We start from the raw sequence: 21,880 nt of genomic DNA on the forward strand, positions 1-21,880 counted from the left end.
GTCACAGTGCTCGCGAGCTCCGCCGCCAGGACTCGAACCTGAACTATCTGAACCAAAATCAGAGGTGCTGCCATTACACTACGGCGGATTGTCACACCGGCGGGTCACGCAAACCCACCACTGCGTCCCGGCACGGCAAAGATACTCGCATGCCGACCCGCCGTCCGTCGAACCGCCCACCGCAACGGCGCGCCCGACTGCCCCCCGGCGAGGGGCCGTCTGGAACAGTTGACGGTCGACGGTGGTGGTCGCTGTGGCAAGGGGACAGCGCAGGCGACCCCGGAGCCAGGGAGGCAAAAGCGGTGTCAGTGGATGGAGCCAGGTCGGCCGACGAATCGAAACCCGCGGGGGCGGTGCGATAGGTGACCGAACACAAGAACGGTGGGGAGACCGGGCGGGCACACCGACCGCGCATGACCGGCACCCAACGCCGACAGCAGCTGATCGAGATCGGCCGGGCGCTGTTCGCCGAACGCGGATACGACGCCACCTCCATCGAGGAGATCTCCCAACGCGCCCAGGTGTCCAAGCCGGTGGTGTACGAACACTTCGGCGGCAAGGAAGGGCTCTACGCCGTCGTCGTGGACCGGGAGATGTCGATGCTACTCGACATGATCACCTCCTCGCTCACCCAGAACCGATCCCGGGTACGGCTCGAGCAGGTGGCGTTGGCATTGCTCACCTACATCGAGCAGCGCACCGACGGCTTCCGGATCCTGGTCCGCGACCAACCGGCCTCTTCCGGCGACGGCCGCTACTCCAGCCTGCTCAACGAGGCCGTCAACCAGGTCGCGCACATACTCGCCGGCGATTTCGACCGCCGCGGCTTCGACACCAGCCTGGCCACGCTGTACGCGCAGGCCCTGGTGGGTATGGTGTCCACCGCCGCTACCTGGTGGCTGGACGTGCGCTCCCCGTCGAAAGAAGTCGTCGCCGCGCACCTGGTCAACCTCTGCTGGAACGGGCTCAGCCACCTAGAGGCCGACCCGCAACTCAGCTCGGAGTGGCCCTCCGGTGCCGGATGAGTGTCGCGCGAACGACCACCCGACCGCGCGAGGGCGGAAAGCGTAGCCGGTGAATTGTCCGCGGTGTTCGTTCCTGCGCTCGAATCAATGGACCGACCGCGCGCTGATGGTACGGTTCACCCATCCTTTGGGTGCTGTTCGAGCGGTAAGTCGGTCTACTTCGGGATGTCGGTCTACTTCAGGATGGCTGGTTATTGGGATGACAGGCGGATCTGATGGCTAGGCAAGCGCGTGCGGAGATCACCCGCGATTCCGTTCTGGCCGGAGCTGCCGATGTCTTTCTACGTTTGGGCTACGCCAACGCGAGCCTCAGCGAGATCATCGCGCAATCCAATGTGACCAAGGGCGCCTTGTACTTCCACTTCGGCTCGAAGGAAGAACTCGCCCGCGCCGTGGTCGACCAGGGCCATGAGCGTTTGGTCAGCTCCTGCCAAGGATTCTTCGACTCTCGGGTGCCCGCCCTGGAGGCATGTATCGGAATCACCTATGTGGTCGCCGATCTGTCCATGAACGACCCCATGGTGGGGGCCATGCTCAAACTCACCCACCAGATCGGCGACTATCGCGGCGCGAACGGGGAGAACATCTCCAAAACCTGGGGGGGAGACCTACCGGGTTCTCACCGAACGGGCGATCGCGCAGGGGGACCTACTACCCGACCTCGACCCGGAAGTGATCGGGCGGCTACTGCACGAACTCACCACCGGGGTGCATATCGTCGCGGTCGGCACCGAAACCGTGGACCAGATGGCGACCCGGATGGAACGTGCCTGGTACTTCCTACTCCCCTCGATCGTCCCGGAAGACAAACTCTCCTACTTCCGCGAATTCGCCGCTCGCCGCCTCCGCCGCTACGTGCCGTAACCATGGCCATACCTTCGGCGCGGCGTATTCGCGACGACGCGACCGCCGGCGGGGACGGTGCTGGTGGCGGGGGTGCGGGCGGAAAAGGGATCGGGGTGGGGATTTAGACTCGGCGAGCCGGTCGAATTCGCTCGTCTGCGTTCAGGAGATTCCCATGTCTGCCCCTCGTCCACCTCTGGCGGGACTGGCCGCGGTGGCCGGAACCGATGCCGCACTGCGGACCGTTTCCGGGTTGCTCGGGAAATCGTCGGTGGAATTCGTCGCGCCGAGTGCGGTGCGGGCGTTCGTGGCAGCGACCATTGCCGCGGAACGTCCGGTGGTGATGGTGACCGCCACCGGACGGGAGGCCGACGATCTGACCGTCGAGCTCACCGAAATGCTGGGCGCGGCGGTGGCGCAGTTCCCGTCCTGGGAGACGCTGCCGCACGAGCGACTCTCGCCCGGGGCCGATACCGTCGGGCGCCGGCTCGAGGTGTTGCGGCGGCTGGCGCATCCGGAGGATCCGGTGTTCCCCGAGCCGCTGCGGGTGGTGGTGACCACCGTTCGCTCGCTGATGCAGCCGATGGCGAGCGGGCTCGGGGATATCGAGCCGATCGTGCTGCGACGCGGGGCGGAATGGGACTTCGACGAACTGCTCGAGCGGCTGGTCGAGTTCGCCTACACACGTGTCGACATGGTCGGCAAACGCGGTGAGTTCGCCGTGCGCGGCGGTATCCTCGACCTCTTCCCACCCACCGCCGCCCATCCGGTGCGGGTGGAGTTCTGGGGCGAGGAGATCACCGAACTACGCGCCTTCTCCATCGCCGACCAGCGTTCACTGCCGGAAACCACCATCGATACGGTCCTCGCCCCACCGTGCCGGGAGCTATTGCTCACCGCCGCGGTGCGGGAGCGGGCCGCCGAGGTCGCGGCGGCCAATCCCGCCGATGCCGCTCTCGTCGATATGCTGGGCAAATTGTCCGAAGGCATCCCGGTCGACGGGATGGAAGCCCTCATGCCGGTACTGCAACCGGGACAAATGCGGCTGCTCACCGAGATCCTGCCGTCAGGCACGCACATGGTGATCTGCGATCCGGAGAAGGTGCGCACCCGCGCGGCCGATCTGGTGCGCACCGGGGAGGAGTTCCTGGAGGCCTCGTGGACCGCGGCGTCCTTCGGGGGCGACGCCCCACTGGGCGCAGGCGGCCTCGATCTGGCCGCATCGGCGTACCGACCGCTGCCGGTGGTCCGGGAGGACGCCGACCGCCACGGCCTGCCCTGGTGGACCCTGAGCCCCCTGTCCGCGGGCGAGTCGACCGAAGTGGTGCTTCCGGTGCAGGCCGGCCCCACCGCCCGCGGCTCCGACGAGCTCGTCGCGACGATCTTCGCCTCGCTCCGCGCGCACGTCGCGAGCGGCGGGCGCGCCGTCATCGTGGTAACCGGGCACGGCACCGCCCAGCGCACCCTGGAACGACTCGGCGACGCCGAGGTACCGGCCGCGGAACTGACCCCGGGCGCGGAACCGAAGCCAGGGGTGGTGGGGGTGCTGTGCGGTTCCCTGCACGACGGCCTGATCCTCGGCGACGCCGGACTGGTGATCGTCGCGGAATCCGACCTCACCGGCAACCGGGTCACCGCGCCCGGCGAGGGCAAACGGCTGCCCGCCAAACGCCGTAATCAGGTCGACCCGCTGGCGCTGAACGCCGGGGACCTGGTGGTCCACGATCAACACGGCATCGGTCGATTCCTGGAGATGATCGAACGCACGGTCGGCGGTGCCCGGCGCGAATACCTCGTGATCGAATACGCGCCCAGCAAACGCGGCCGGCCCGGCGACCGGCTCTACGTACCCATGGAATCGCTCGATCAACTGTCCCGGTACGTGGGCGGGGAAATGCCCAGCCTGTCGAAACTGGGTGGCGCCGACTGGGCGAACACCAAACGCAAGGCTCGTAAGGCGGTCCGCGAGATCGCGGGCGAGCTGGTCCAGCTCTACGCCGCCCGACAGGCCGCGCCCGGCCACGCCTTCGGTCCGGACACCCCGTGGCAGCGGGAGATGGAGGACGCGTTCGCGTTCACCGAGACCGTCGACCAGCTCACCGCCATCTCCGATGTGAAAGCGGATATGGAGAAGCCGGTGCCGATGGACCGCGTGGTGTGCGGCGATGTCGGCTACGGCAAAACCGAGATCGCCGTGCGGGCGGCCTTCAAGGCGGTGCAGGACGGGAAACAGGTGGTGGTGCTGGTACCGACCACCCTGCTGGCCCAACAGCATCTGCAGACGTTCACCGAACGGGTCGCCGGATTCCCGGTCACGGTGAAGGGGCTGTCCCGGTTCACCGACCCCGCGGAATCGCGAGAGGTGCTCGAGGGGATGGCCTCGGGGGAGGTCGATATCGTCGTCGGCACCCACCGGCTGCTGCAGACGGGGGTGCGGTGGAAGGACCTCGGCCTGGTGATCGTGGACGAGGAGCAGCGGTTCGGGGTGGAGCACAAGGAACACATCAAGGCCCTGCGCACCCATGTGGACGTGCTCACCATGTCGGCCACCCCGATCCCGCGCACCCTGGAGATGAGCCTGGCCGGCATCCGGGAGATGTCGACCATCCTCACCCCACCCGAGGAACGACACCCGGTGCTCACCTATGTGGGGGCCTACAACGACAAACAGGTCACCGCCGCGATCCGACGCGAACTGCTGCGCGACGGCCAGGTGTTCTACGTGCACAACCGGGTGTCCTCGATCGAGAAGGCGGCCAAACGGATTCGCGACCTGGTGCCCGAGGCGCGGGTGGCGGTGGCGCACGGTCAGATGAACGAGGACGCCCTGGAACGCACGGTGCAGGGTTTCTGGCAGCGCGAATACGACGTGCTGGTGTGTACCACCATCATCGAAACCGGTTTGGACATCTCCAACGCCAACACCCTGATCGTGGAGCGCGCCGACACCCTGGGCCTGTCGCAACTGCATCAGCTGCGCGGCCGGGTCGGGCGCAGCCGGGAACGCGGTTACGCATATTTCCTGTATCCCCCGGAGAAACCGCTCACCGAAACCGCCTACGACCGGCTGGCCACCATCGCGCAGAACTCCGATCTGGGCGCCGGGATGGCCGTGGCCATGAAGGACCTGGAGATCCGCGGGGCCGGCAATGTGCTGGGCGCCGAACAGTCCGGGCATGTGGCCGGGGTCGGGTTCGACCTGTATGTGCGGCTGGTCGGGGAGGCGGTCGAGGCCTATCGGGCCGCCGCCGACGGCAAACCGATCACCATGGAGGAGCCCAAGGAGGTGCGCATCGATCTTCCGGTGGACGCGCATATCCCGCCCGACTACGTCGCCAGCGATCGGCTGCGTCTGGAGGCCTACCGCAAACTCGCCACCGCACAGGACGACGCCGCGCTGAACGAGGTGACCGAAGAGCTGGTGGACCGGTACGGACCGCTGCCGGTGGAGGTCGGGCGGCTGGTGTCGGTGGCCCGGTTGCGGCTGCTGGCCCGCGAATACGGTGTGACGGAAATCGCCGTCACCGGAACGACGGTGAAGATCTCGCCGCTGAATCTTCCGGATTCCAAACAGCTTCGGCTCAAGCGGATCTACCCCGCCGCCGGCTACCGCGCCGCCAGCGGGGTGGTGCAGCTGCCGTTGCCGCGCGTGCAGGACAGTGTCGGCGCCGACCGACTGCGTGATGTGGCGCTGCTCCAGTACATCGCCGACCTACTGCTCGCCCTGGACGGCAAGGCCGCCGGATCGGTCGACCTCACCGTGGCCACCGAGGTGATGGCGCTCCGATGAGTCCAAACACCGCGCCCGACCCCGCTCGCTTCCACGCCGGTGATCCCCCGCCGCCCACCCTGGCCACCGACACCGCCACGGTGGCCGCCGGGCTCACCGAGGCGGTGCAGATCATGGACCGGCTGTGGCGGTTCGGCGGATGGGAGGTCACGCAGACCCACGATTCGCTGCGCCCGTATCTCCTGGAGGAGACCTACGAACTGCTCGACGCCATCGGGCACGGCGACGCCGAGACCATCAAAGAGGAGCTCGGCGATCTGCTGCTCCAGGTGCTGTTCCATTCCCGGATCGCCGAGGCGGCGGGCGAATTCACGGTCGACGATGTCGCCGCGGCGTTGGTCACCAAGCTCGTGAACCGCAGCCCGCATCTGGTGACCGCGGAAATCGATCCGGACGCGTCGATGCAGGAGAAGATCGCCGCCCAGGAAAAGGCCTGGGAGGAACGGAAATCCGCGGAGAAATCCCGCCGGTCCTGTCTCGACGGCATAGCCATGGCCCAACCCGCGCTGGCCTTGGCGGAGAAGGTACGCGCCCGCAGCGCCAAGGCGGGCCTGCCGGACGAACTCGTCCCCGACGCCCTGCGCGTCGTCCACCTGGGCGGGCCGGAAAGCGCGGAGGGACGACTCCGCAAGGCGACACTGGCCTTTGCCGAGGACATCCGGGCGGCCGAGGACGCCGCCGAGGCCGCCCGCGGCGCCCGCGCACCACTGACCCGGCAGGACTGGTTCGAATACTGGCCACGGGGCTGACAACTCCACTCCACCGTGACGTATCGGGGCAATCCCGGTTTTCCCCAGGTGTTTCTGAAATACCCTGACAGGGCAGAGACCCTCTGCGCTGTTCGTCACGCACCGGTCATCGGGCCACGCCGACTCGCATAGCACCTACTCGCACGGTGACCCGACCGAGGATTCGGCGAAACGCGACAGAATATCGACCGTGACTCAGGGACCGAGCATGCATACGCGGGCGATGTGGCAGCAGGTGGCCAACAGATTGTCCACGAATTCCTGCGGCACTTTCCGACCGTGGCCGAGCCGGTGAAGACATTGCGGGTCACGGCTCGGCACGAACTGGCCAAGGAATTCGAAGCCGAAAGCCAACGCTGGAGCGGGTACCGCACCCGGCCCGAGTTCCAGTGGGAGAAGTTGACCACCATCCCGATGCCCGATCCGAGGGTGCAACTCGACTATCACGGTGGTTCGGGAACAACCTACCGACAATCGTTCGGTGCCCGGAAGGTATTCCTGCGCTTCGACGGAGCGCAGTGGCGGCCGACCTCGGTGGCCGTGCAGACGGTATCGACACCACCACATGAGAACAAGGTGGGAGTCGGGTTCCGTCACGGGTGACGCCCACTCGAGGATATTTCGAGAGGTGACCGCCGGGAAATCCGGCTCAGTGCAATCGGTTCTGCGCGGCCTCGAGCCCTACGCGCAGCAGTAGTTCGACCGCGTCCGCGGCCTGTTCGACGATGACCGGCACTTCTTTGCGCTCGGCCGCCGAGAACGGTTTGAGCACGAAATCCGCCGGGTCCTGCCGCCCGGGCGGACGACCGATCCCGATACGGACGCGCAGATAATCCTTGGTGGTCAGTGCGTTGGACACCGAGCGCAGACCATTGTGTCCGCCCTCACCGCCGCCACGCTTGAGTCGGATCGTGCCGAATGGCAGATCCAGTTCGTCGTGTACGACGATCACCTCGCCCAACGGCACCGAGAAGAATTTCACCAATGCCGCGACCGGGCGACCGGACAGGTTCATATACGACCGTGGTTTGGCGATCAACACCCGCCGGCCGTCCAGCCGGGCCGTCAGCAGATCGGCCCCGGACTTCTTGTGCACGGTGAACCGGTCGCCGACCCGCTCGGCGAGCGTGTCGGCGACCAGAAAGCCCACATTGTGCCGAGTGCGCTCGTAGCCGGGTCCGGGATTACCCAGCCCGACGACGAGCGCCGGTGCGGTTTCGGGCATCGGGTGCGGGGACGCTTATTCGGCCGCTTCGCCCTCGGCGCCTTCCTCGGCCGGCGCCACGGTCTTGGCCTCGAGCACGTTCACGATCAGGGTCTCGGGATCGTCGACCAGGCCAACTCCCTTGGGCAGCTCCAGCGATCCGGCGGTGATCTGGGTGCCGGCCTCGGCACCTTCGATGGATACCTCGATGGTTTCCGGCAGGTTCAGCGCCTCGGCGGAGACGGACACGACGGTGACTTCCTGGGTCACCAGGGTGCCCGGGCCGGCCTCTCCGGTCAGGGTGATCGGAACCTCCGCGGTGACCTGCTCGCCGCGCTGCACGATCAGCAGGTCGGCGTGCTCGATGTAGCGGCGGATCGGGTGCACCGTCACGGACTTGGTCAGCGCCAGCTGCTTCTTGCCCTCGATGTTCAGGTTGAGCACCGCATTGGTGCCGTGCCGGCGCAGGATGGCAGCGAATTCCTGGGCGTTCAGCGCCAGGTGCTGCGGTTCGGCCTGGTGGCCGTACAGCACCGCCGGGACATTGCCCGCGCGGCGGGTGCGCCGGGCGGCGCCCTTGCCGAACTCGGTGCGGATGGTCGCTTCGAGAAGATTGACGTCGGACATGGTACGGAACTACTCCTACGGCTCTTCCGGGCTGATGGACTGGTACGCCAGGGATCGTGCGCCCTGACGATGGTCTGCTCGTCACGCGACAACCGCGCGGAGGCGGCCGGGAGCCGCGCCGCGTCGATTACGGTGCCGCAAGTCTGCGGACACCCTCGCCGAGACAACCCGGACACTGTAGCGCAGCCGGTCGCCCGCACAGGAATCGGGTGGTCAGGGCACCGACTCCGGGCGATTCGCGGGGTCGCGTACCCTGGACAGGTTGCCACCGCTCACCCGCCGAAAGGTTGTTACCGTTGACCGCCTCCACCGAGGGCTCCGTCGCACCCGCCGCCCGCGGGTTGGCCGCGGAGGTGTCGCGGCGTCGCACCTTCGCCGTGATCTCCCACCCGGACGCGGGCAAGTCGACACTCACCGAAGCGTTGGCGCTGCATGCCCGCAAGATCTCCGAGGCGGGCGCCATCCACGGCAAGGCCGGTCGCAAGTCGACGGTCTCGGACTGGATGGAAATGGAGAAGGCGCGCGGTATCTCGGTGAGTTCGACCGCGCTGCAATTCGACTACCGGGCGGCCGGCTCCGATATCGACCATGTGATCAACCTGGTCGACACCCCCGGTCACTCGGATTTCTCCGAGGACACCTATCGGGTGCTCACCGCCGTGGACGCCGCGGTAATGCTCATCGACGCGGCCAAGGGCCTGGAACCTCAGACATTGAAGCTGTTCCAGGTGTGTCGCCACCGCGGTATCCCGGTCATCACCGTGATCAACAAATGGGACCGGCCCGGCCGCGCCCCGCTGGAACTGCTGGACGAGATCGACGAACGCATCGGCCTGACCCCCACGCCGCTGTTCCTGCCGGTCGGTATCGCCGGTGATTTCCGCGGTCTGCTGCGCCGCGGTCCCGATGGTCTGGCGACCGAATACATCCACTTCACCCGCACCGCGGGCGGCGCCACCATTGCCCCGGAGGAATCGCTGAGCCCGGATGCCGCCGAGGCTCGCGAGGGCGCGGCCTGGACCACCGCGGCCGAGGAGAGCGAACTGCTCGCGGCCACCGGGCAGATCCACGATCAGGAACTGTTCCTGGCAGGGCAGACCTCCCCGGTGATCTATGCCTCCGCCATGTTGAACTTCGGGGTGCGCCAACTGTTGGAAACGCTGGTCGAGCTGGCGCCCCCGCCCGGCCCGCGCATCGATGTTGCCGGCAATCCGCGCGCTCCCGAGGAGCCGTTCAGCGCGGTGGTGTTCAAGGTGCAGGCCGGTATGGATGCCGCGCACCGCGACCGATTGGCCTTCATGCGAATCGTGTCGGGCGAGTTCGAACGGGGCATGGTGGTCACGCACGCCCAGACCGGTCGACCATTCGCCACCAAATACGCGCTGACCGTGTTCGGTCGCGACCGAACCACCGTGGACACCGCCTATCCGGGGGATGTGGTGGGTCTGGTCAATGCCACCGCATTGGCCCCGGGCCACACGTTGTACGTGGACAAGAAGGTGGAATACCCGCCGATCCCGTCCTTCGCGCCGGAACATTTCGCGGTGCTGCGCGCGGCGAGCGCGGGCAAGTACAAACAGTTCCGCAAGGCCATCGACCAGCTCGACTCCGAGGGCGTGGTGCAGGTGTTGCGCAACGATGCGCGCGGCGACGCCTCCCCGGTGCTGGCGGCCGTGGGGCCGATGCAGTTCGAGGTGGTGACCGCCCGAATGCAGACCGAGTTCGGGGTCGAGACCCACCTCGAGCACCTCGGGTACACGGTGGCGCGCCGCACCGATGCGACATCGGCACCGGAGCTGGACCGTCAGCGCGGGGTGGAGGTGTTCACCCGCAGCGACGGGGCGATACTGGCCCTGTTCAGCGATAAATGGCGGCTGCAGTACATCGAGAAGGAACTGCCGAACCTCACCCTGGAGCCATTGGTCGCTGCGGCGGACTAGCCGGGGTCGCCCCGGCGGCGGCGAGCCCACCGGGATCGAGTGGGTCTGTCCGCTATCCGGCCTCGCGCTGCTGCTGCACCTCGACGGGCTCCGCTTCCAGGTTTTCCCCCGGCTGCCGTTCCGCGGGCTCGACCCTGGAATCCCGGACGATCAGCCCCAGCCGATTCGAGGTCAACCGCAGACTGGGCAGATCGTCGAGTGACAGCACCACTTCGTAGGTGCGTTCGTAGCCGGTGTGCGCGATCCGCCACCGGCCGTCATCGCAGCGCACATAGCGGTCGGAATAGAAGGCGGCGCCGTGCAGCAGCATATTGTGCTCCGGGATGAGCGCCGTATCGGAGAGATACCAGGTGCCGGTGGCGGTATCGCCATCGACATCGATCTCGGGGTGATCACAGTGATGTTCGGTGATGACATGGGGTCCCAGGGTGTTGCGTACGAAGGTCAGGAACGCGTCCCGGGACTCGAATTGCAGATATTCGCTGTAGGTGGCGGTCGCCTCCGGAATCATCGTGTCGACGAGTTCGTCCCACTGCTTGGTATCCAGACTTCGCAGATACCGGAATTTGAGCCGCCCGATGGCGAAGACGTCATCGGTCGGCGCGGTCTCCGACCTCGGTCCGGCCCGCCTGACGTTGGGTGCCCGCGGACCCGCGGTCATCGGCGGTTCCGGCCCCTGGTCCAGTCGTGGTGGTATCGGGATATCCGTCCCTCCTCCCAGCGCGGCGGCGAGTGCGGAGCCGGAGGCGGTGATCGCTTCACTACTCTGCCCCGCGTGACGCGGGAACCCTGCTACCCGCTGTGTGCGGTCCCTGTCTTCATGGCCCTGCTCCATACATCCACCATCCCACCGAAAACGGGCATTCAGCGGGGTTGACCAGATCTGTATCAGATCGCGACCAATATCGATGGCCAGGAGGATCGATGGCCCAGGAAGATCGATGGTCCAGGAAGATCGATGGTCTAGGAGGATTGCTGCCCGTTGCCTATGGTGAAACAGGTGCGACAGAAGTCCTCGCCGAACTCCGTCAGCCGTAGGCTCTTGCGCACGATCTTGGGGGCCCGGCCCGCTTTCTTCAGCGCGGCCTCCACCGCGGGTTGTACCTCCAGCACCATGTACCGGCTCAATACCACCGGATCGTCGGAGGTCATGGTGAGCCCCAGCCGATTGAGGTTGATCAGGTAGGAACGAGCCCGGTCCGGGTATCGGACCCCCGCCTGTTCCGGTACCGAGGTCAGATCCCCGGCCACCAGTTCGGAACCGATACCGAGCGGCCGATTGGTGCGCACGTCGACCGTGGGCTGCGGTCCGTTGAGCGCCATGTAACGCAGAATGCGCGCCTCGTCGGGGGCGAGTTCGTCCAGAATCCGGTCGTAGGCGGGGTGCACCTCCTCGGTGAAGTACACATCGGCCGACCGCGCCAGTAGGGCGTCACCGCGTTTGCGCAGCTCCGCCACCGTCGCCGAGTGTCGATAGGATCCGACGGACAGCGCCTGCCGTCCAGGGGGTACATCGCCGTGCCCGGTCGGCACATAGCTGACGATCTCGCGTACCGACCCCTCGGTGACCCCGAGCGCGCTGCGGGCGATGGAGCGCAATGCGTTGCCGGTGCGTTCGGCGATCTCGGCCGAGGACTCGCCCTCGAGTGCGGCCTGGGTGATCTCCCTGGTCACTTCGTAAGAGGTGGACACCGCCCACTGCCCACCGCGCACCACGCTGCCCGCCGCCATACCGGCCGCTCGGAAGAATCCCCGAATCAGCCGGGCCTCGTTGCTGATCTGGCGCCGCTCGGCGTCCGCGCTGCGCTCCACGGCGCGGGAACCGGGCCGGGTGATCTCGTGTCCGGTCCTGTCGTCTGCCACGTCCTACTCCGATATCGCCAGGTGAACGAGTACGCTCACCGATTATCGCCCACCGATCACGATCCGCAGGGGTTGGTCGTGACTCGCGCCGACGTCTCAAGACACTAACGCAGCACCGCCCGACGCAGCGGTCGACGCCCCGCGAAGAAGTGATGATCAGGGTGCTAATTTGAGGTTCCGGTGAGTCGACGATCACCGGGACAGGAGGGTGTCGTGTTGGAGAGTGTGTTCGGGGTACACCCGACGATCCTCCTCGAACTGGTCACGATACCCCTCTTCACCGGCGTTATCGGGTACATCACCAATTGGACCGGTGTGCTGATGTTGTTCCGTCCGATCGCCTTCCACGGCGTTTCGCTCCCCGGGCTGCGCATGGTGTATCCGTATCTACCCAAGCGGATCCAGGTGCTGCCACTGTTGAGCTACGACGGCCGTATCGGCTGGCAGGGCATCGTTCCGTCGCGGGCGGACAAGATGGCCAGTATCGCTGTGGACAAAGGACTTTCGAAACTCGGCAGTGTGGCCGATTTCTATCGTGAGCTGGAGCCCGACGCTCTGGCAGAGCACCTGGCGGTCACCGCCGAGGCCCAGATCCGCGATATCGTCGAGGAGATTCTGCGCCGCGAGCATCCACAGCTCTGGTACAACCTGCCCGCCCCGGTTCGGGAAATGGTGCATCAGCGGGTGCGCCAGCAATTGCCCACCATTCTGCGCGAACTCACCCATGAACTCGGCGCCAATATCGATCAATTGCTGGACGTCAAGCAGATGGTCATCCGCTACTTCCAGGCCCGGCCCCAACTGCTCAATCAACTGTTCCAGGTTCTCGGAGCCAAGGAATTGCGGTTCATGCAGAACTTCGGCTTCTATTTCGGCGCCCCGATGGGCCTGGTGCTGGTCGCCGTTCTGCATCTGACCAGCTGGCCGACACTGGCGGTTCTGCCCATCGGCGGAGTGATCATCGGCTGGGTGGTCAACTGGGTGGGTATCAACCTGATCTTCGCTCCCGCCGAACCGAAATGGTGGTGCCCGTGGCGGCAGGGTCTGCTGATCAAACGGCAGCCCGAGATCACCGCCGGTTATGCGGAATTGGTGTCCACCCAGGTGATGACGGTGGCCAATATCGGCGACGAATTGCTCAACGGTCCCCGTTCGGACCGCACCCTGCAAATGCTGGAGGACACCCTGCGTCCGGCCGCCGATCGGGCGCTGGGTCCGGCGCGCGGCGCGGTCAAACTGGTGCTGGGCAGCCGTGAGTACGACGCCCTGCAGACAACATTCACCAACGAGGCCATGGCCATCGCCCCGATCGCCTTCGCCGACCCCGACTTCAACCTGCGCCAGGGCAAACAGATCAACAACTACATCGCCAAACAGATGGCGGCGCTGTCACCACACGACTTCGTCGATATGCTGCGCGCCGCCATCAAACAGGACGAATGGCTGTTGTTCGTGCACGGTGGCGTACTCGGGCTCTTCGCGGGGTACGCGCACATCCTGGTTTTCGGCACCACCGTGGCCACCACCTGGATGTAGGCCGGGAGTGCCTCAGACCTGATCGGCGAGTTCCATCCAGCGTTCCTCGGCCGTTTCCTTCTCGGCCTGCACCTGTTCGAGCTCCGCCCCGAGGGTCATGAGCCGTTCCGGGTCGGTGGCGGCATCGGCGAGACTCGCATGCAGTTTCGCCTCACGTTCGGTGAGTTTGTCGATGGTGCGCTCCAGTCGGGCCAATTCCTTGCGGGCCGCGCGGTAGGCGGCGGAATCGCTCGGAGCCGCGGTCCCGGAGCGCTCCGTTTCGGCCCGTCCGGTCGGTTTGCCCCCGCCGGCGGCGAGCTCGCCGCGGCGACGCAGATACTCCTCGATCCCACCGGGCAGATTGGTGAGTTTCCCATCGCCGAACAGGGCCCAGGTGGAGTCGCAGATCCGCTCGATCAGGTAGCGGTCGTGGCTGATCACCACCAGGGTGCCCGCCCAGTTGTCCAGGAGGTCTTCCAGCTGCTGCAGCGTATCGATGTCCAGGTCGTTGGTCGGCTCGTCCAGCAGCAGGACGTTCGGTTCGGACATGAGAATGCGGGTGAGCTGCAGCCGGCGCCGCTCCCCACCGGACAGATCCCGCACGGGTGTGCGCTGCCGGGCCGCATTGAACCCGAGCCGCTCGGCCAACTGGCCCGCCGACAGTTCGAGCGCCTTGCTGCCTTCGCCCAGGGTTATTCGCATGGCCACTTCCTGAACGGCCTCCAGTACCCGCATATCGCCCGGTAGGTCGTCCAGTTCCTGCCGCAACCAGCCGATCCGCACCGTTTGACCCTGTATCCGCCGGCCCGTGATCGGGTCGACATCACCGGCCAGCGCACGCAGCAGCGTGGTCTTGCCGGAACCGTTCACCCCCACCAGACCGACCCGTTCCCCCGGCCCCAGCCGCCAGGTCAGGTCATGAACGAGGGTGCGTCCGTCCGGGGTGGCCAGCGTGGTGTTCTCGAGTTCGACCACCACCCGCCCCAACCGTTTCCGGGCGAAGGCAGTGAGCGAAACGGTGTCGCGGGGCGGCGGCACATCGGCGATGAGCGCCTCGGCCGCCTCCACCCGATACCGCGGCTTCGACGTGCGGGCCTGCGGACCGCGCCGAAGCCAGGCCAGTTCCTTGCGGGCCAGATTCCGCCGCCGGGCCTCCATGGCGTCGGCCTGGCGGGCGCGTTCGGCGCGCGCGAAGATCCAGTCGCCGTAACCGCCCTCATAGGTTTCCACCCGGCCCCCGACGACCTCCCAGGTTCGCGTGGCGACGGTGTCGAGGAACCAACGGTCGTGGGTGACCACCACCAGGGCGCTCCGCCGTTGGAGCAGATGCTGCGCCAGCCATTGCACGCCCTCGACGTCGAGGTGGTTGGTGGGTTCGTCCAACACCAGCAGATCGAGATCCCGGACCAGCGCGGCGGCCAGCGCGACCCGGCGGCGTTCACCACCGGAGAGAGCGGTGACGGGCGTGTCCAGACCGAGCGCGGCGATCCCGATCCCATCGAGCACCGCACGGATCCGCGGATCGGCCGCCCATTCGTGCTCGGCGAGCACCCCGCCGGAGGAGTCCTCGGTCAATCCCGCGAATACGGCCGACCCCACGGTGGCACCCTCGGGCAGGGTCCCACGCTGGGTCACCACCGCCATTCGCAACCCGCCCAAGGTGCTGACCCGGCCGCTGTCGGGCTGCTCGATACCGGTGAGCACCTCCAGCAGGGTGGTCTTGCCGCCGCCGTTGAGGCCCACCACCCCGATCCGGTCACCCGCGTGCACACCCAGCGAGACACCGTCGAGCAGCGGGGTGATACCGAAGCTCTTGCTGACCTGTTCGAGGTTGATCAGGTTGGCCATGGAATCCTCCGTGGTCGATCGCGAATCCGCTGACGTGAAATCGCGCCGGTCGGGCCCGGGACGGGCCGTGAACGTCTTGTATTGCATCACCCGGGGACGGAACGAACTCACCGACCCCGGGGCATGGCAGGGCAACGCGAGATCAGGCGCGGCGCTGTCCCGGGCCGTCGGGATGGGATCGGGGTGGCTCATCGGAGCCGAGGACACGGGCTCCGTGGGCCGGACCTGTTGCGGTGCGCACACTGCGGCTGACGCCCGCCCCGGCCAGTTCCGCCGCCACCGCGACCGCCGCCTCGGCGGATTCGCAGAGGAAGGCGCAGGTAGGACCGGAACCGGACACCAATCCGGCCAGGGCACCCGCATCGATACCGGCGCGCAGGGTACGCCGCAGTTCTGGACGCAGGGACAGTGCCGCGGCCTGTAGATCGTTGCCGAGCAGGGGCGCGAGTTGTCCAGGGTCGCCGGCGGCCAGCGCCTGCATGAGCTCCTGCGGTTCGCCGAGTCGCGGCGGGTCGCCCTGGACCCGCAACCGATCCAGTTCGGTGAACACCGCCGGGGTGGACAGCCCGCCCTTGGCGAGGGCGAGCACCCAGTGAAAGGTGTTGCGGGACAGCACCGGGAGCAAGCGCTCACCGCGTCCGGTGCCGAGGGCGGTGCCACCGTGCAGAGAGAAGGGGACATCGCTGCCGAGTTCGGCGGCCACCGCCGAGAGCTCGTCCCGGCCCAGACCCAGTTCCCACAGCTCGTTCAGTCCGACCAGGGTGGCCGCGGCATCGGCGCTGCCGCCCGCCATTCCACCGGCCACCGGGATCCCCTTGTTGATGGCGATCTCCACCAGCGGCGCCCGTCCGGCCAGATGTCCCAGGCGGACCGCGGCCTGCCACACCAGATTGGTCCGGTCGGTGGGCACCTCGATCGCGTTCTCGCCGCTGACCCGAATGGTGAGGGAGGACGCCGGGGTGATCCGCACATCATCCGCCAGTGACAGCGCCTGGAATACCGTGGTGAGCTCGTGGTAGCCGTCCGCGCGTATATCACCGACCCCGAGATGGAGGTTCACCTTCGACGGCGCCCGCACGGTGACGGGACTGGGCACAACGGACAGCACGGTGCCCTAGCCTAACCGCCGCGGCCGTGGGGCGCGGCTTCTGTCGTGGACCCATGGACTACGCCCGCTGCCGGCGAAACGGTTGCCGTCCCACGGGCGGCAGCAACCGCCGGGTCGCTTGCCACTATTACCCCCCGGGGGTATGTTGGAGTCGGGCCACGCGCCCGATGGAGAACACCCGTAGCGAGACCAAGGAGTCGAGATGTCCACAGCCACCTACACGGTCACGGGTATGACCTGCGGGCACTGCGTCCAGTCCGTGCAGAGCGAGATCGGCAAGATCGACGGCGTCACCGGCGTGGACGTCGACCTGGCATCCGGCCGCGTCACCGTCGAGAGCACGGCGCCCGTCCCGGCCGATGCGGTTGCCGCGGCCGTCGACGAGGCGGGCTACGCACTCACCGAGTGACGCGAACCGGCCGGCTCGAACGCCGGCCGATATCCGGGCGGCCGATATCCGGGCGGCCGCCCGGATTCACCCCTGTTCGGCGAGCCGAACGAAAGCGGCCGTATCCAAGGTCTCACCCCGCGCAGTGGGGTCGATACCGGCGGCGAGGAGCCGCCGCTCGGATTCGACGGGACCACCCGCCCAACCGGCCAGAGCGGCACGCAAGGTCTTACGGCGTTGCGCGAAGGCCGCATCGATCACCTCGAACACCCGCCGCCGGAATTCGTCATCGGTCGGCCACGGCGGGTCTATATGCCGGTCGATGCGCACGAGCCCCGATTCCACCTGTGGTACCGGCCAGAACACCTGGCGCCCCACGGAGCCGGCCCGCCGCACCGACCCGAAGAATCCCGCCTTCACACTCGGCGCCCCATACACCCGACCGCCGGGACGCGCCGCCAACCGGTCGGCGACCTCGGCCTGCACCATCACCAATGTGGTGACGATGCCGGGAAACTCGGCCAATAGATGCAGCAGCACCGGCACCGCCACGTTATAGGGCAGATTCGCCACCAGCGCGGTCGGCGAGCCGGGCAGATCACCGGCCCGGACCCGCAGCGCGTCGGCCTCCACCACGGTCAACCGCTCGGCCAATGCGGCGGCCCGTTCCACCACCGTCACCGGAAGACGGGCGGCGAGGACAGGATCGATCTCGACGGCGATCACCGCGTCCACCACATCCAGGAGGGCAAGGGTCAAAGAGCCGAGCCCCGGTCCGACCTCGAGCACGGTATCGGCGCGCCCCACTCCCGCCGCGGTCACGATCCGCCGCACGGTATTGGCGTCGTGGACGAAGTTCTGCCCGAGCTGTTTGGTCGGTCGCACCCCCAGCCGTTCGGCCAACTCCCGCACCTGGACGGGTCCCAGCAACTCGGCGCTACCGCGCGCGATCATCTCGGCATCCGACACCGGCAAAACCTACCAACGGATGCGACCGGCCCGGACACCCCGTACGCGAAATGGGCTATTCGTGGCCCTTGTGGACCACGACCGCGCGAAGCACGGGCGCCGCATCGGACGGGTCCGCGTGCTCCACGACGGCCCGATCCGTATCGGAGGAGAAATCGCCGCCGGCGATCTTCTCGTGGTTCGCGATGGCCATGCCCGCACCGACGATCAATATCAGCAGCAGTGCCGCGATCGCCGCGTACAGCAATGGCGAACGTGAGGAATTGATCCTCGTAAAAGGCGACATGGTCACGGGACGATAACGAAGGTTGTGATCCGCGACAACCGAGACGATATACCGAGACCGTCCACCGAGACCCAGGCTGCGGAAGAGAATGCAGGTAGCAAATACCCTCGGCGTGTTATGTGATTTTGATCACATGTATGCCGAATTACTCATATTCGGGTCATATGCCGTAAACCCGACGCGCGTTGGCGCTGCTGATCTCCGCCAATTCGATCGGATCCCGACCGCGGAGTTCGGCCAGCGCACGCACTGTGTAGGGCAGGCAGTACGGCTCGTTCGGCGCGCCGCGGTAGGGATGCGGGGTCAGATACGGCGCATCGGTCTCGACCAGCAACAGATGGTCCGGGACCACCTGCACCGCCTCCCGCAATCGATGGGCATTGGTGAAACTGACCGTCCCCGAGAAACTGAGCACATACCCCGCTTCCACACAGGCCATCGCCATATTCGTATCCGAGGAAAAACAGTGGAAGATCACCGTCTCGGGCGCGCCCTCGTCCAGCAGCACCGTCAACAGATCGTGATCGGCCTCGCGATTGTGGATCATGAGCGGCTTACCGATCCGTTTGGCCAGATCGATATGCCAGCGAAAGGCCTCGATCTGGGTTTCGATATCGGCGCATCCGTCGAGTTTGCCGGGCCAGTAGTAATCCAGGCCGGTCTCCCCGATCGCGACCACCCGCGGATCCGCGGCCAATTTCTCCAGCTCCGACCGCGCCTGCTCGTCCAGCGCATTCGCCCGAGTGGGATGCAGCGCCACCGCCGCGAACACCCGCTCGTCCCAGTGCGCCGCCGACACCGCCCAGTGCGCCGCCGCCAGATCGTCGGCCACGGTGACGACCTTCCCGACCCCCGCCGCGGCCGCCCGGTCCACCACGACCGCGACCGACTCCGCATCACTCGCCCCACAGGCATCCAGATGCGTATGCGCGTCCACCAGCGGTGACAGCGGCTCCGGCGGTGGCGGAGCGGGGCGTTTGGCATTCATCGACGGGCTCCCTTCGACCGGATCGCCGACCCGATACCCCCGGCGCGTCCGGCGGTCGGGGCGCGGAAAACGCTTGCGTGAATATCGCCGCCGGCCCGGTAAGGGATATTCACGCAAGCGAGGACGGGCACGCACATTAGAGTAGACACACCATGAGCGCAGCCGACCGCACAGCACCACACGGAGCCGAGGCACCAGCCTTCTACCTCACCACGGCCATCGCCTACCCGAACGGTGCGCCGCATATCGGGCACGCCTACGAATACATCTCCGCCGATGCCCTCGCCCGGTTCAAGCGGCTCGACGGGTACGACGTGTTCTTCATGACCGGCACCGACGAGCACGGTCAGAAGATGCAGCAGACCGCGAATGCCGAAGGGGTGCCCGTCCGGGAACTCGCCGCCCGCAATTCGGATGTTTTCGAGGCGCTGGACAAACGACTCGATATCTCCTATGACCGCTTCATCCGCACCACCGACGCCGACCACCACGAGGCCTGCGTCGCGATCTGGCGGCGGATGATGGACAACGGCGATATCTACCTGGACAACTACTCCGGGTGGTACTCGGTGCGCGACGAGGCGTTCTACACCGAGGAGGAGACCACTCTCCTCGACGACGGCACCCGGATCTCCACCGAAACCCGGACCCCGGTCACCTGGACCGAGGAATCCAACTACTTCTTCCGGCTGTCTGCCTACCAGGACAAACTGCTCGCGCTCTATGACGAGCACCCCGATTTCATCGCGCCCGCCACCCGGCGCAACGAGATCGTCAGCTACGTCAAGGCCGGTCTGAAGGACCTGTCCATCTCCCGCACCACCTTCGACTGGGGCGTACCGGTCCCCGACCACCCCGAGCACGTCATGTACGTGTGGGTGGACGCGCTCACCAACTACCTCACCGGCGTCGGCTTCCCGAACACCGACAGCGAGTCGTTCCTGCGCTACTGGCCGGCGAATGTGCACATCATCGGCAAGGACATCACCCGCTTCCACACGGTCTACTGGCCGGCATTCCTGATGTCGGCCGGTATCGAACTTCCGCAGCGGGTCTTCGTACACGGCTTCTTGTACAACAAGGGCGAGAAGATGTCGAAGTCGGTCGGCAATGTGGTCGACCCCATCGACCTCGTCGACACCTACGGTCTCGATGCGGTGCGCTTCTTCCTGCTCCGCGAGATCTCCTACGGCCAGGACGGCAGCTACAGCCACGAGGCCATCGTCTCCCGGATCAACGCCGACCTGGCCAACGAGTTCGGCAATCTGGCGCAGCGCAGCCTGACCATGGTCGCCAAGAACTGCGGCGCTGCCGTACCGACGCCGGGCGAGTTCACCGACGAGGATCGGGCGCTGCTCGACCGGGCGAACGGGCTGCTGGAACGCTGCCGGGCCGAGTTCGACGTCCAGCAGATGCACCTGGCGCTGGAGGCCATCTGGCTGACCCTGGGCGAGACCAACCGGTATTTCTCCGCGCAGGCACCGTGGACGCTACGCAAATCCGGCACCCCCGAAGACCTGGCCCGGATGGCGACCGTCCTCTACGTCACGCTCGAGGTGGTGCGCATCGTCGCCATCCTGGTGCAGCCGGTGATGCCCACCTCCGCGGGCAAACTGTTGGACCTGCTCGGCCAGCAGCACCGAACCTTCGCCGATATCGCCACCCCGCTCGTGCCCGGCACCCCGCTGCCCGCCCCGGAACCGGTGTTCCCGCGCTACGTGGAGCCGAAGGACTGACCACCCCCGGCACGGTCCGCGGCGGCTCGGCGGGCGGCGAGCACGGCATCATAGAGTTCGCGGCGCGAGACCCCGGAGATCTCCGCGATCTCGGCGCTGGCGTCCTTCAACCGCAGTCCGGCCGCCGCGCGCTCCTCCACCTGCGCCACCAGGTCGGCCGGATCGGCAGCCGCTCGACGTGCGCCTTCCAGCACCACGGTGATCTCCCCGCGCGCGCCGTCGACCGCCCACTCGGCCAGTTCGGCCACGGTGCCGCGCACTACCTCCTCGTAGGTTTTGGTGAGCTCTCGGCACACCGCGGCCCGTCGCTCGGGGCCCAGGATCGCCACAGCGTCGGCCAGACATTCGGCCAATCGGTGCGGCGCCTCGAAGAACACGCAGGCGCGTGGCTCGGCAACCAGTGTGCGCAACCATTCCCGCCGCGGGCCCGCCTTACGCGGCGCGAAACCGTCGAAACAGAAGCGGTCCACCGGCAGCGCCGACAATGCCAATGCGGTGGTCACCGCCGAGGGACCGGGCAGGCAGGTCACCGGTAGACCGCGTTCCGCACAGGCGGCCACCAACCGATATCCGGGGTCGCTCACCGACGGCATACCCGCATCGGTGACCAGTACGACGGTGCGGCCGGCCTCGATCTCCGCGAGCAGGCCGGGAATCCGGGCCGCCTCCACATGGTCGTAGAAACTCACCACCCGACCGCGGATCTCCACACCCAGCGCCTTGGCCAGGGCACGGGTACGGCGGGTGTCCTCGGCGGCGAGGACATCGGCCTCGGCCAGGGCGGTGCGCAGACGTTGCGAGGCGTCACCGATATCACCCATCGGTGTGGCGGCCAGTATCAGCGACCCGAGTTCTTCTGTCACCGCACTCCTGTGTTTCCGGCCTCGGCCTGGGCCGGGGCGAGGTCGCGGGCCCCGGTGGGGCCCCCGTTTCGATGCCCGGGACCCGCACGTCGGCCCCACGTTTCACGTATCGAACCGCACCCTCGTGTGGATCGCGGG

18 protein-coding genes, 1 tRNA gene and 1 pseudogene are annotated in these 21,880 nt (G+C 67.0%); 9 read left to right on the forward strand and 11 right to left on the reverse strand.

What is annotated here, in order from left to right:
- Positions 1-17 precede the first annotated feature (17 nt).
- Positions 18-88 (reverse strand) — tRNA-Gln (locus ON32_RS17920).
- Positions 89-413: 325 nt separating this feature from the next.
- On the opposite strand from ON32_RS17920, the gene ON32_RS17925 reads away from it, so the two are divergent.
- The 5 genes and pseudogenes from ON32_RS17925 (at position 414) to ON32_RS17945 (ending at position 7,010) form a co-directional block, all read left to right on the forward strand.
- Entirely contained in the window at positions 414-1,025 is a 612-nt protein-coding gene (locus ON32_RS17925) for a TetR/AcrR family transcriptional regulator (protein WP_051133400.1), read from the forward strand.
- 215 nt (positions 1,026-1,240) lie between these two features.
- Positions 1,241-1,889: pseudogene (locus tag ON32_RS17930) on the forward strand (ScbR family autoregulator-binding transcription factor).
- Positions 1,890-2,043: 154 nt separating this feature from the next.
- Positions 2,044-5,658, forward strand: a complete 3,615-nt coding sequence (mfd, locus tag ON32_RS17935) for a transcription-repair coupling factor (RefSeq protein ID WP_040792097.1) — start codon at positions 2,044-2,046, stop codon at positions 5,656-5,658.
- Positions 5,655-6,407 carry a nucleoside triphosphate pyrophosphohydrolase gene (locus tag ON32_RS17940; RefSeq protein WP_083874604.1) on the forward strand — a complete coding sequence of 251 codons (753 nt, stop codon included), beginning with the start codon at positions 5,655-5,657 and terminating at the stop codon, positions 6,405-6,407. The genes mfd and ON32_RS17940 overlap by 4 nt, the downstream gene beginning before the upstream one ends.
- A gap of 225 nt (positions 6,408-6,632) precedes the next feature.
- Positions 6,633-7,010 (forward strand): hypothetical protein, encoded by a 378-nt coding sequence (locus ON32_RS17945; RefSeq protein WP_040792098.1) that lies wholly within the window; start codon positions 6,633-6,635, stop codon positions 7,008-7,010.
- Positions 7,011-7,056: 46 nt separating this feature from the next.
- Here the strand turns inward: ON32_RS17945 and pth are convergent, their stop codons facing one another.
- Positions 7,057-7,632 (reverse strand): aminoacyl-tRNA hydrolase, encoded by a 576-nt coding sequence (pth, locus tag ON32_RS17950; RefSeq protein ID WP_040792099.1) that lies wholly within the window; start codon positions 7,630-7,632, stop codon positions 7,057-7,059.
- Positions 7,633-7,647: 15 nt separating this feature from the next.
- The gene (locus ON32_RS17955) at positions 7,648-8,238 is read right to left on the reverse strand and encodes a 50S ribosomal protein L25/general stress protein Ctc (RefSeq protein ID WP_040792100.1); all 591 of its coding nucleotides are present in this window, start codon (positions 8,236-8,238) and stop codon (positions 7,648-7,650) included.
- 296 nt (positions 8,239-8,534) lie between these two features.
- On the opposite strand from ON32_RS17955, the gene ON32_RS17960 reads away from it, so the two are divergent.
- Positions 8,535-10,178: a peptide chain release factor 3 gene (locus tag ON32_RS17960; RefSeq protein WP_051133388.1), complete on the forward strand. Its 1,644-nt coding sequence runs from the start codon at positions 8,535-8,537 to the stop codon at positions 10,176-10,178.
- Positions 10,179-10,230: 52 nt separating this feature from the next.
- Here the strand turns inward: ON32_RS17960 and ON32_RS17965 are convergent, their stop codons facing one another.
- Together ON32_RS17965 and ON32_RS30130 are read right to left on the reverse strand one after the other, a co-directional pair.
- Entirely contained in the window at positions 10,231-10,839 is a 609-nt protein-coding gene (locus ON32_RS17965) for a nuclear transport factor 2 family protein (protein WP_083874605.1), read from the reverse strand.
- Positions 10,840-11,141: 302 nt separating this feature from the next.
- Entirely contained in the window at positions 11,142-12,041 is a 900-nt protein-coding gene (locus tag ON32_RS30130; protein ID WP_040792102.1) for an Abi-alpha family protein, read from the reverse strand.
- A gap of 213 nt (positions 12,042-12,254) precedes the next feature.
- Here ON32_RS30130 and ON32_RS17975 point away from each other — a divergent pair, with 213 nt between their 5' ends.
- Positions 12,255-13,577 carry a hypothetical protein gene (locus ON32_RS17975; RefSeq protein ID WP_083874606.1) on the forward strand — a complete coding sequence of 441 codons (1,323 nt, stop codon included), beginning with the start codon at positions 12,255-12,257 and terminating at the stop codon, positions 13,575-13,577.
- A 12-nt stretch (positions 13,578-13,589) separates the two neighbouring features.
- Here the strand turns inward: ON32_RS17975 and ON32_RS17980 are convergent, their stop codons facing one another.
- Together ON32_RS17980 and ON32_RS17985 are read right to left on the reverse strand one after the other, a co-directional pair.
- On the reverse strand, positions 13,590-15,404 hold the full coding sequence (locus ON32_RS17980) for an ABC-F family ATP-binding cassette domain-containing protein (RefSeq protein WP_040792190.1): 1,815 nt from the start codon (positions 15,402-15,404) through the stop codon (positions 13,590-13,592).
- A gap of 142 nt (positions 15,405-15,546) precedes the next feature.
- The gene (locus ON32_RS17985; RefSeq protein WP_040792103.1) at positions 15,547-16,512 is read right to left on the reverse strand and encodes a 4-(cytidine 5'-diphospho)-2-C-methyl-D-erythritol kinase; all 966 of its coding nucleotides are present in this window, start codon (positions 16,510-16,512) and stop codon (positions 15,547-15,549) included.
- A gap of 202 nt (positions 16,513-16,714) precedes the next feature.
- On the opposite strand from ON32_RS17985, the gene ON32_RS17990 reads away from it, so the two are divergent.
- Positions 16,715-16,921 (forward strand): heavy-metal-associated domain-containing protein, encoded by a 207-nt coding sequence (locus ON32_RS17990; protein WP_040792104.1) that lies wholly within the window; start codon positions 16,715-16,717, stop codon positions 16,919-16,921.
- Positions 16,922-16,987: 66 nt separating this feature from the next.
- Here the strand turns inward: ON32_RS17990 and rsmA are convergent, their stop codons facing one another.
- The 3 genes from rsmA to ON32_RS18005 all read right to left on the reverse strand — a co-directional run bounded on the left by rsmA (position 16,988) and on the right by ON32_RS18005 (position 19,143).
- A complete protein-coding gene (rsmA, locus tag ON32_RS17995; RefSeq protein ID WP_373284323.1) occupies positions 16,988-17,854 on the reverse strand; it encodes a 16S rRNA (adenine(1518)-N(6)/adenine(1519)-N(6))-dimethyltransferase RsmA in 867 nt (288 codons plus the stop codon).
- A gap of 70 nt (positions 17,855-17,924) precedes the next feature.
- Complete coding sequence (locus tag ON32_RS30855; RefSeq protein WP_040792106.1) at positions 17,925-18,116, reverse strand: hypothetical protein; 192 nt, start codon at positions 18,114-18,116, stop codon at positions 17,925-17,927.
- Between the two features lie 199 nt (positions 18,117-18,315).
- Entirely contained in the window at positions 18,316-19,143 is an 828-nt protein-coding gene (locus ON32_RS18005) for a TatD family hydrolase (protein WP_040792107.1), read from the reverse strand.
- Between the two features lie 152 nt (positions 19,144-19,295).
- Between ON32_RS18005 and metG the strand changes: the two genes are divergently transcribed.
- Positions 19,296-20,879 (forward strand): methionine--tRNA ligase, encoded by a 1,584-nt coding sequence (gene metG / locus ON32_RS18010; protein ID WP_040792108.1) that lies wholly within the window; start codon positions 19,296-19,298, stop codon positions 20,877-20,879.
- Here the strand turns inward: metG and rsmI are convergent.
- The gene (gene rsmI / locus ON32_RS18015; protein WP_281032239.1) at positions 20,858-21,742 is read right to left on the reverse strand and encodes a 16S rRNA (cytidine(1402)-2'-O)-methyltransferase; all 885 of its coding nucleotides are present in this window, start codon (positions 21,740-21,742) and stop codon (positions 20,858-20,860) included. The two genes, metG and rsmI, sit on opposite strands and share 22 nt — an antisense overlap.
- Positions 21,743-21,880: the final 138 nt, after the last annotated feature.

The organism is Nocardia paucivorans NBRC 100373, from assembly GCF_000308675.1.
GTDB classification, from domain to species: Bacteria; Actinomycetota; Actinomycetes; order Mycobacteriales; family Mycobacteriaceae; genus Nocardia; species Nocardia paucivorans.

Coding starts and splice junctions, on each gene's coding strand:
- ON32_RS17965 (WP_083874605.1), bottom strand. CDS start 10,839: ATGACCGCGGGTCCGCGGGCACCCAACGTCAGGCGGGCCGGACCGAGG.
- ON32_RS17940 (WP_083874604.1), top strand. CDS start 5,655: ATGAGTCCAAACACCGCGCCCGACCCCGCTCGCTTCCACGCCGGTGAT.
- ON32_RS18005 (WP_040792107.1), bottom strand. CDS start 19,143: ATGAATGCCAAACGCCCCGCTCCGCCACCGCCGGAGCCGCTGTCACCG.
- rsmA (WP_373284323.1), bottom strand. CDS start 17,854: ATGATCGCGCGCGGTAGCGCCGAGTTGCTGGGACCCGTCCAGGTGCGG.
- ON32_RS17990 (WP_040792104.1), top strand. CDS start 16,715: ATGTCCACAGCCACCTACACGGTCACGGGTATGACCTGCGGGCACTGC.
- metG (WP_040792108.1), top strand. CDS start 19,296: ATGAGCGCAGCCGACCGCACAGCACCACACGGAGCCGAGGCACCAGCC.
- ON32_RS17955 (WP_040792100.1), bottom strand. CDS start 8,238: ATGTCCGACGTCAATCTTCTCGAAGCGACCATCCGCACCGAGTTCGGC.
- ON32_RS17980 (WP_040792190.1), bottom strand. CDS start 15,404: ATGGCCAACCTGATCAACCTCGAACAGGTCAGCAAGAGCTTCGGTATC.
- ON32_RS17925 (WP_051133400.1), top strand. CDS start 414: ATGACCGGCACCCAACGCCGACAGCAGCTGATCGAGATCGGCCGGGCG.
- mfd (WP_040792097.1), top strand. CDS start 2,044: ATGTCTGCCCCTCGTCCACCTCTGGCGGGACTGGCCGCGGTGGCCGGA.
- pth (WP_040792099.1), bottom strand. CDS start 7,632: ATGCCCGAAACCGCACCGGCGCTCGTCGTCGGGCTGGGTAATCCCGGA.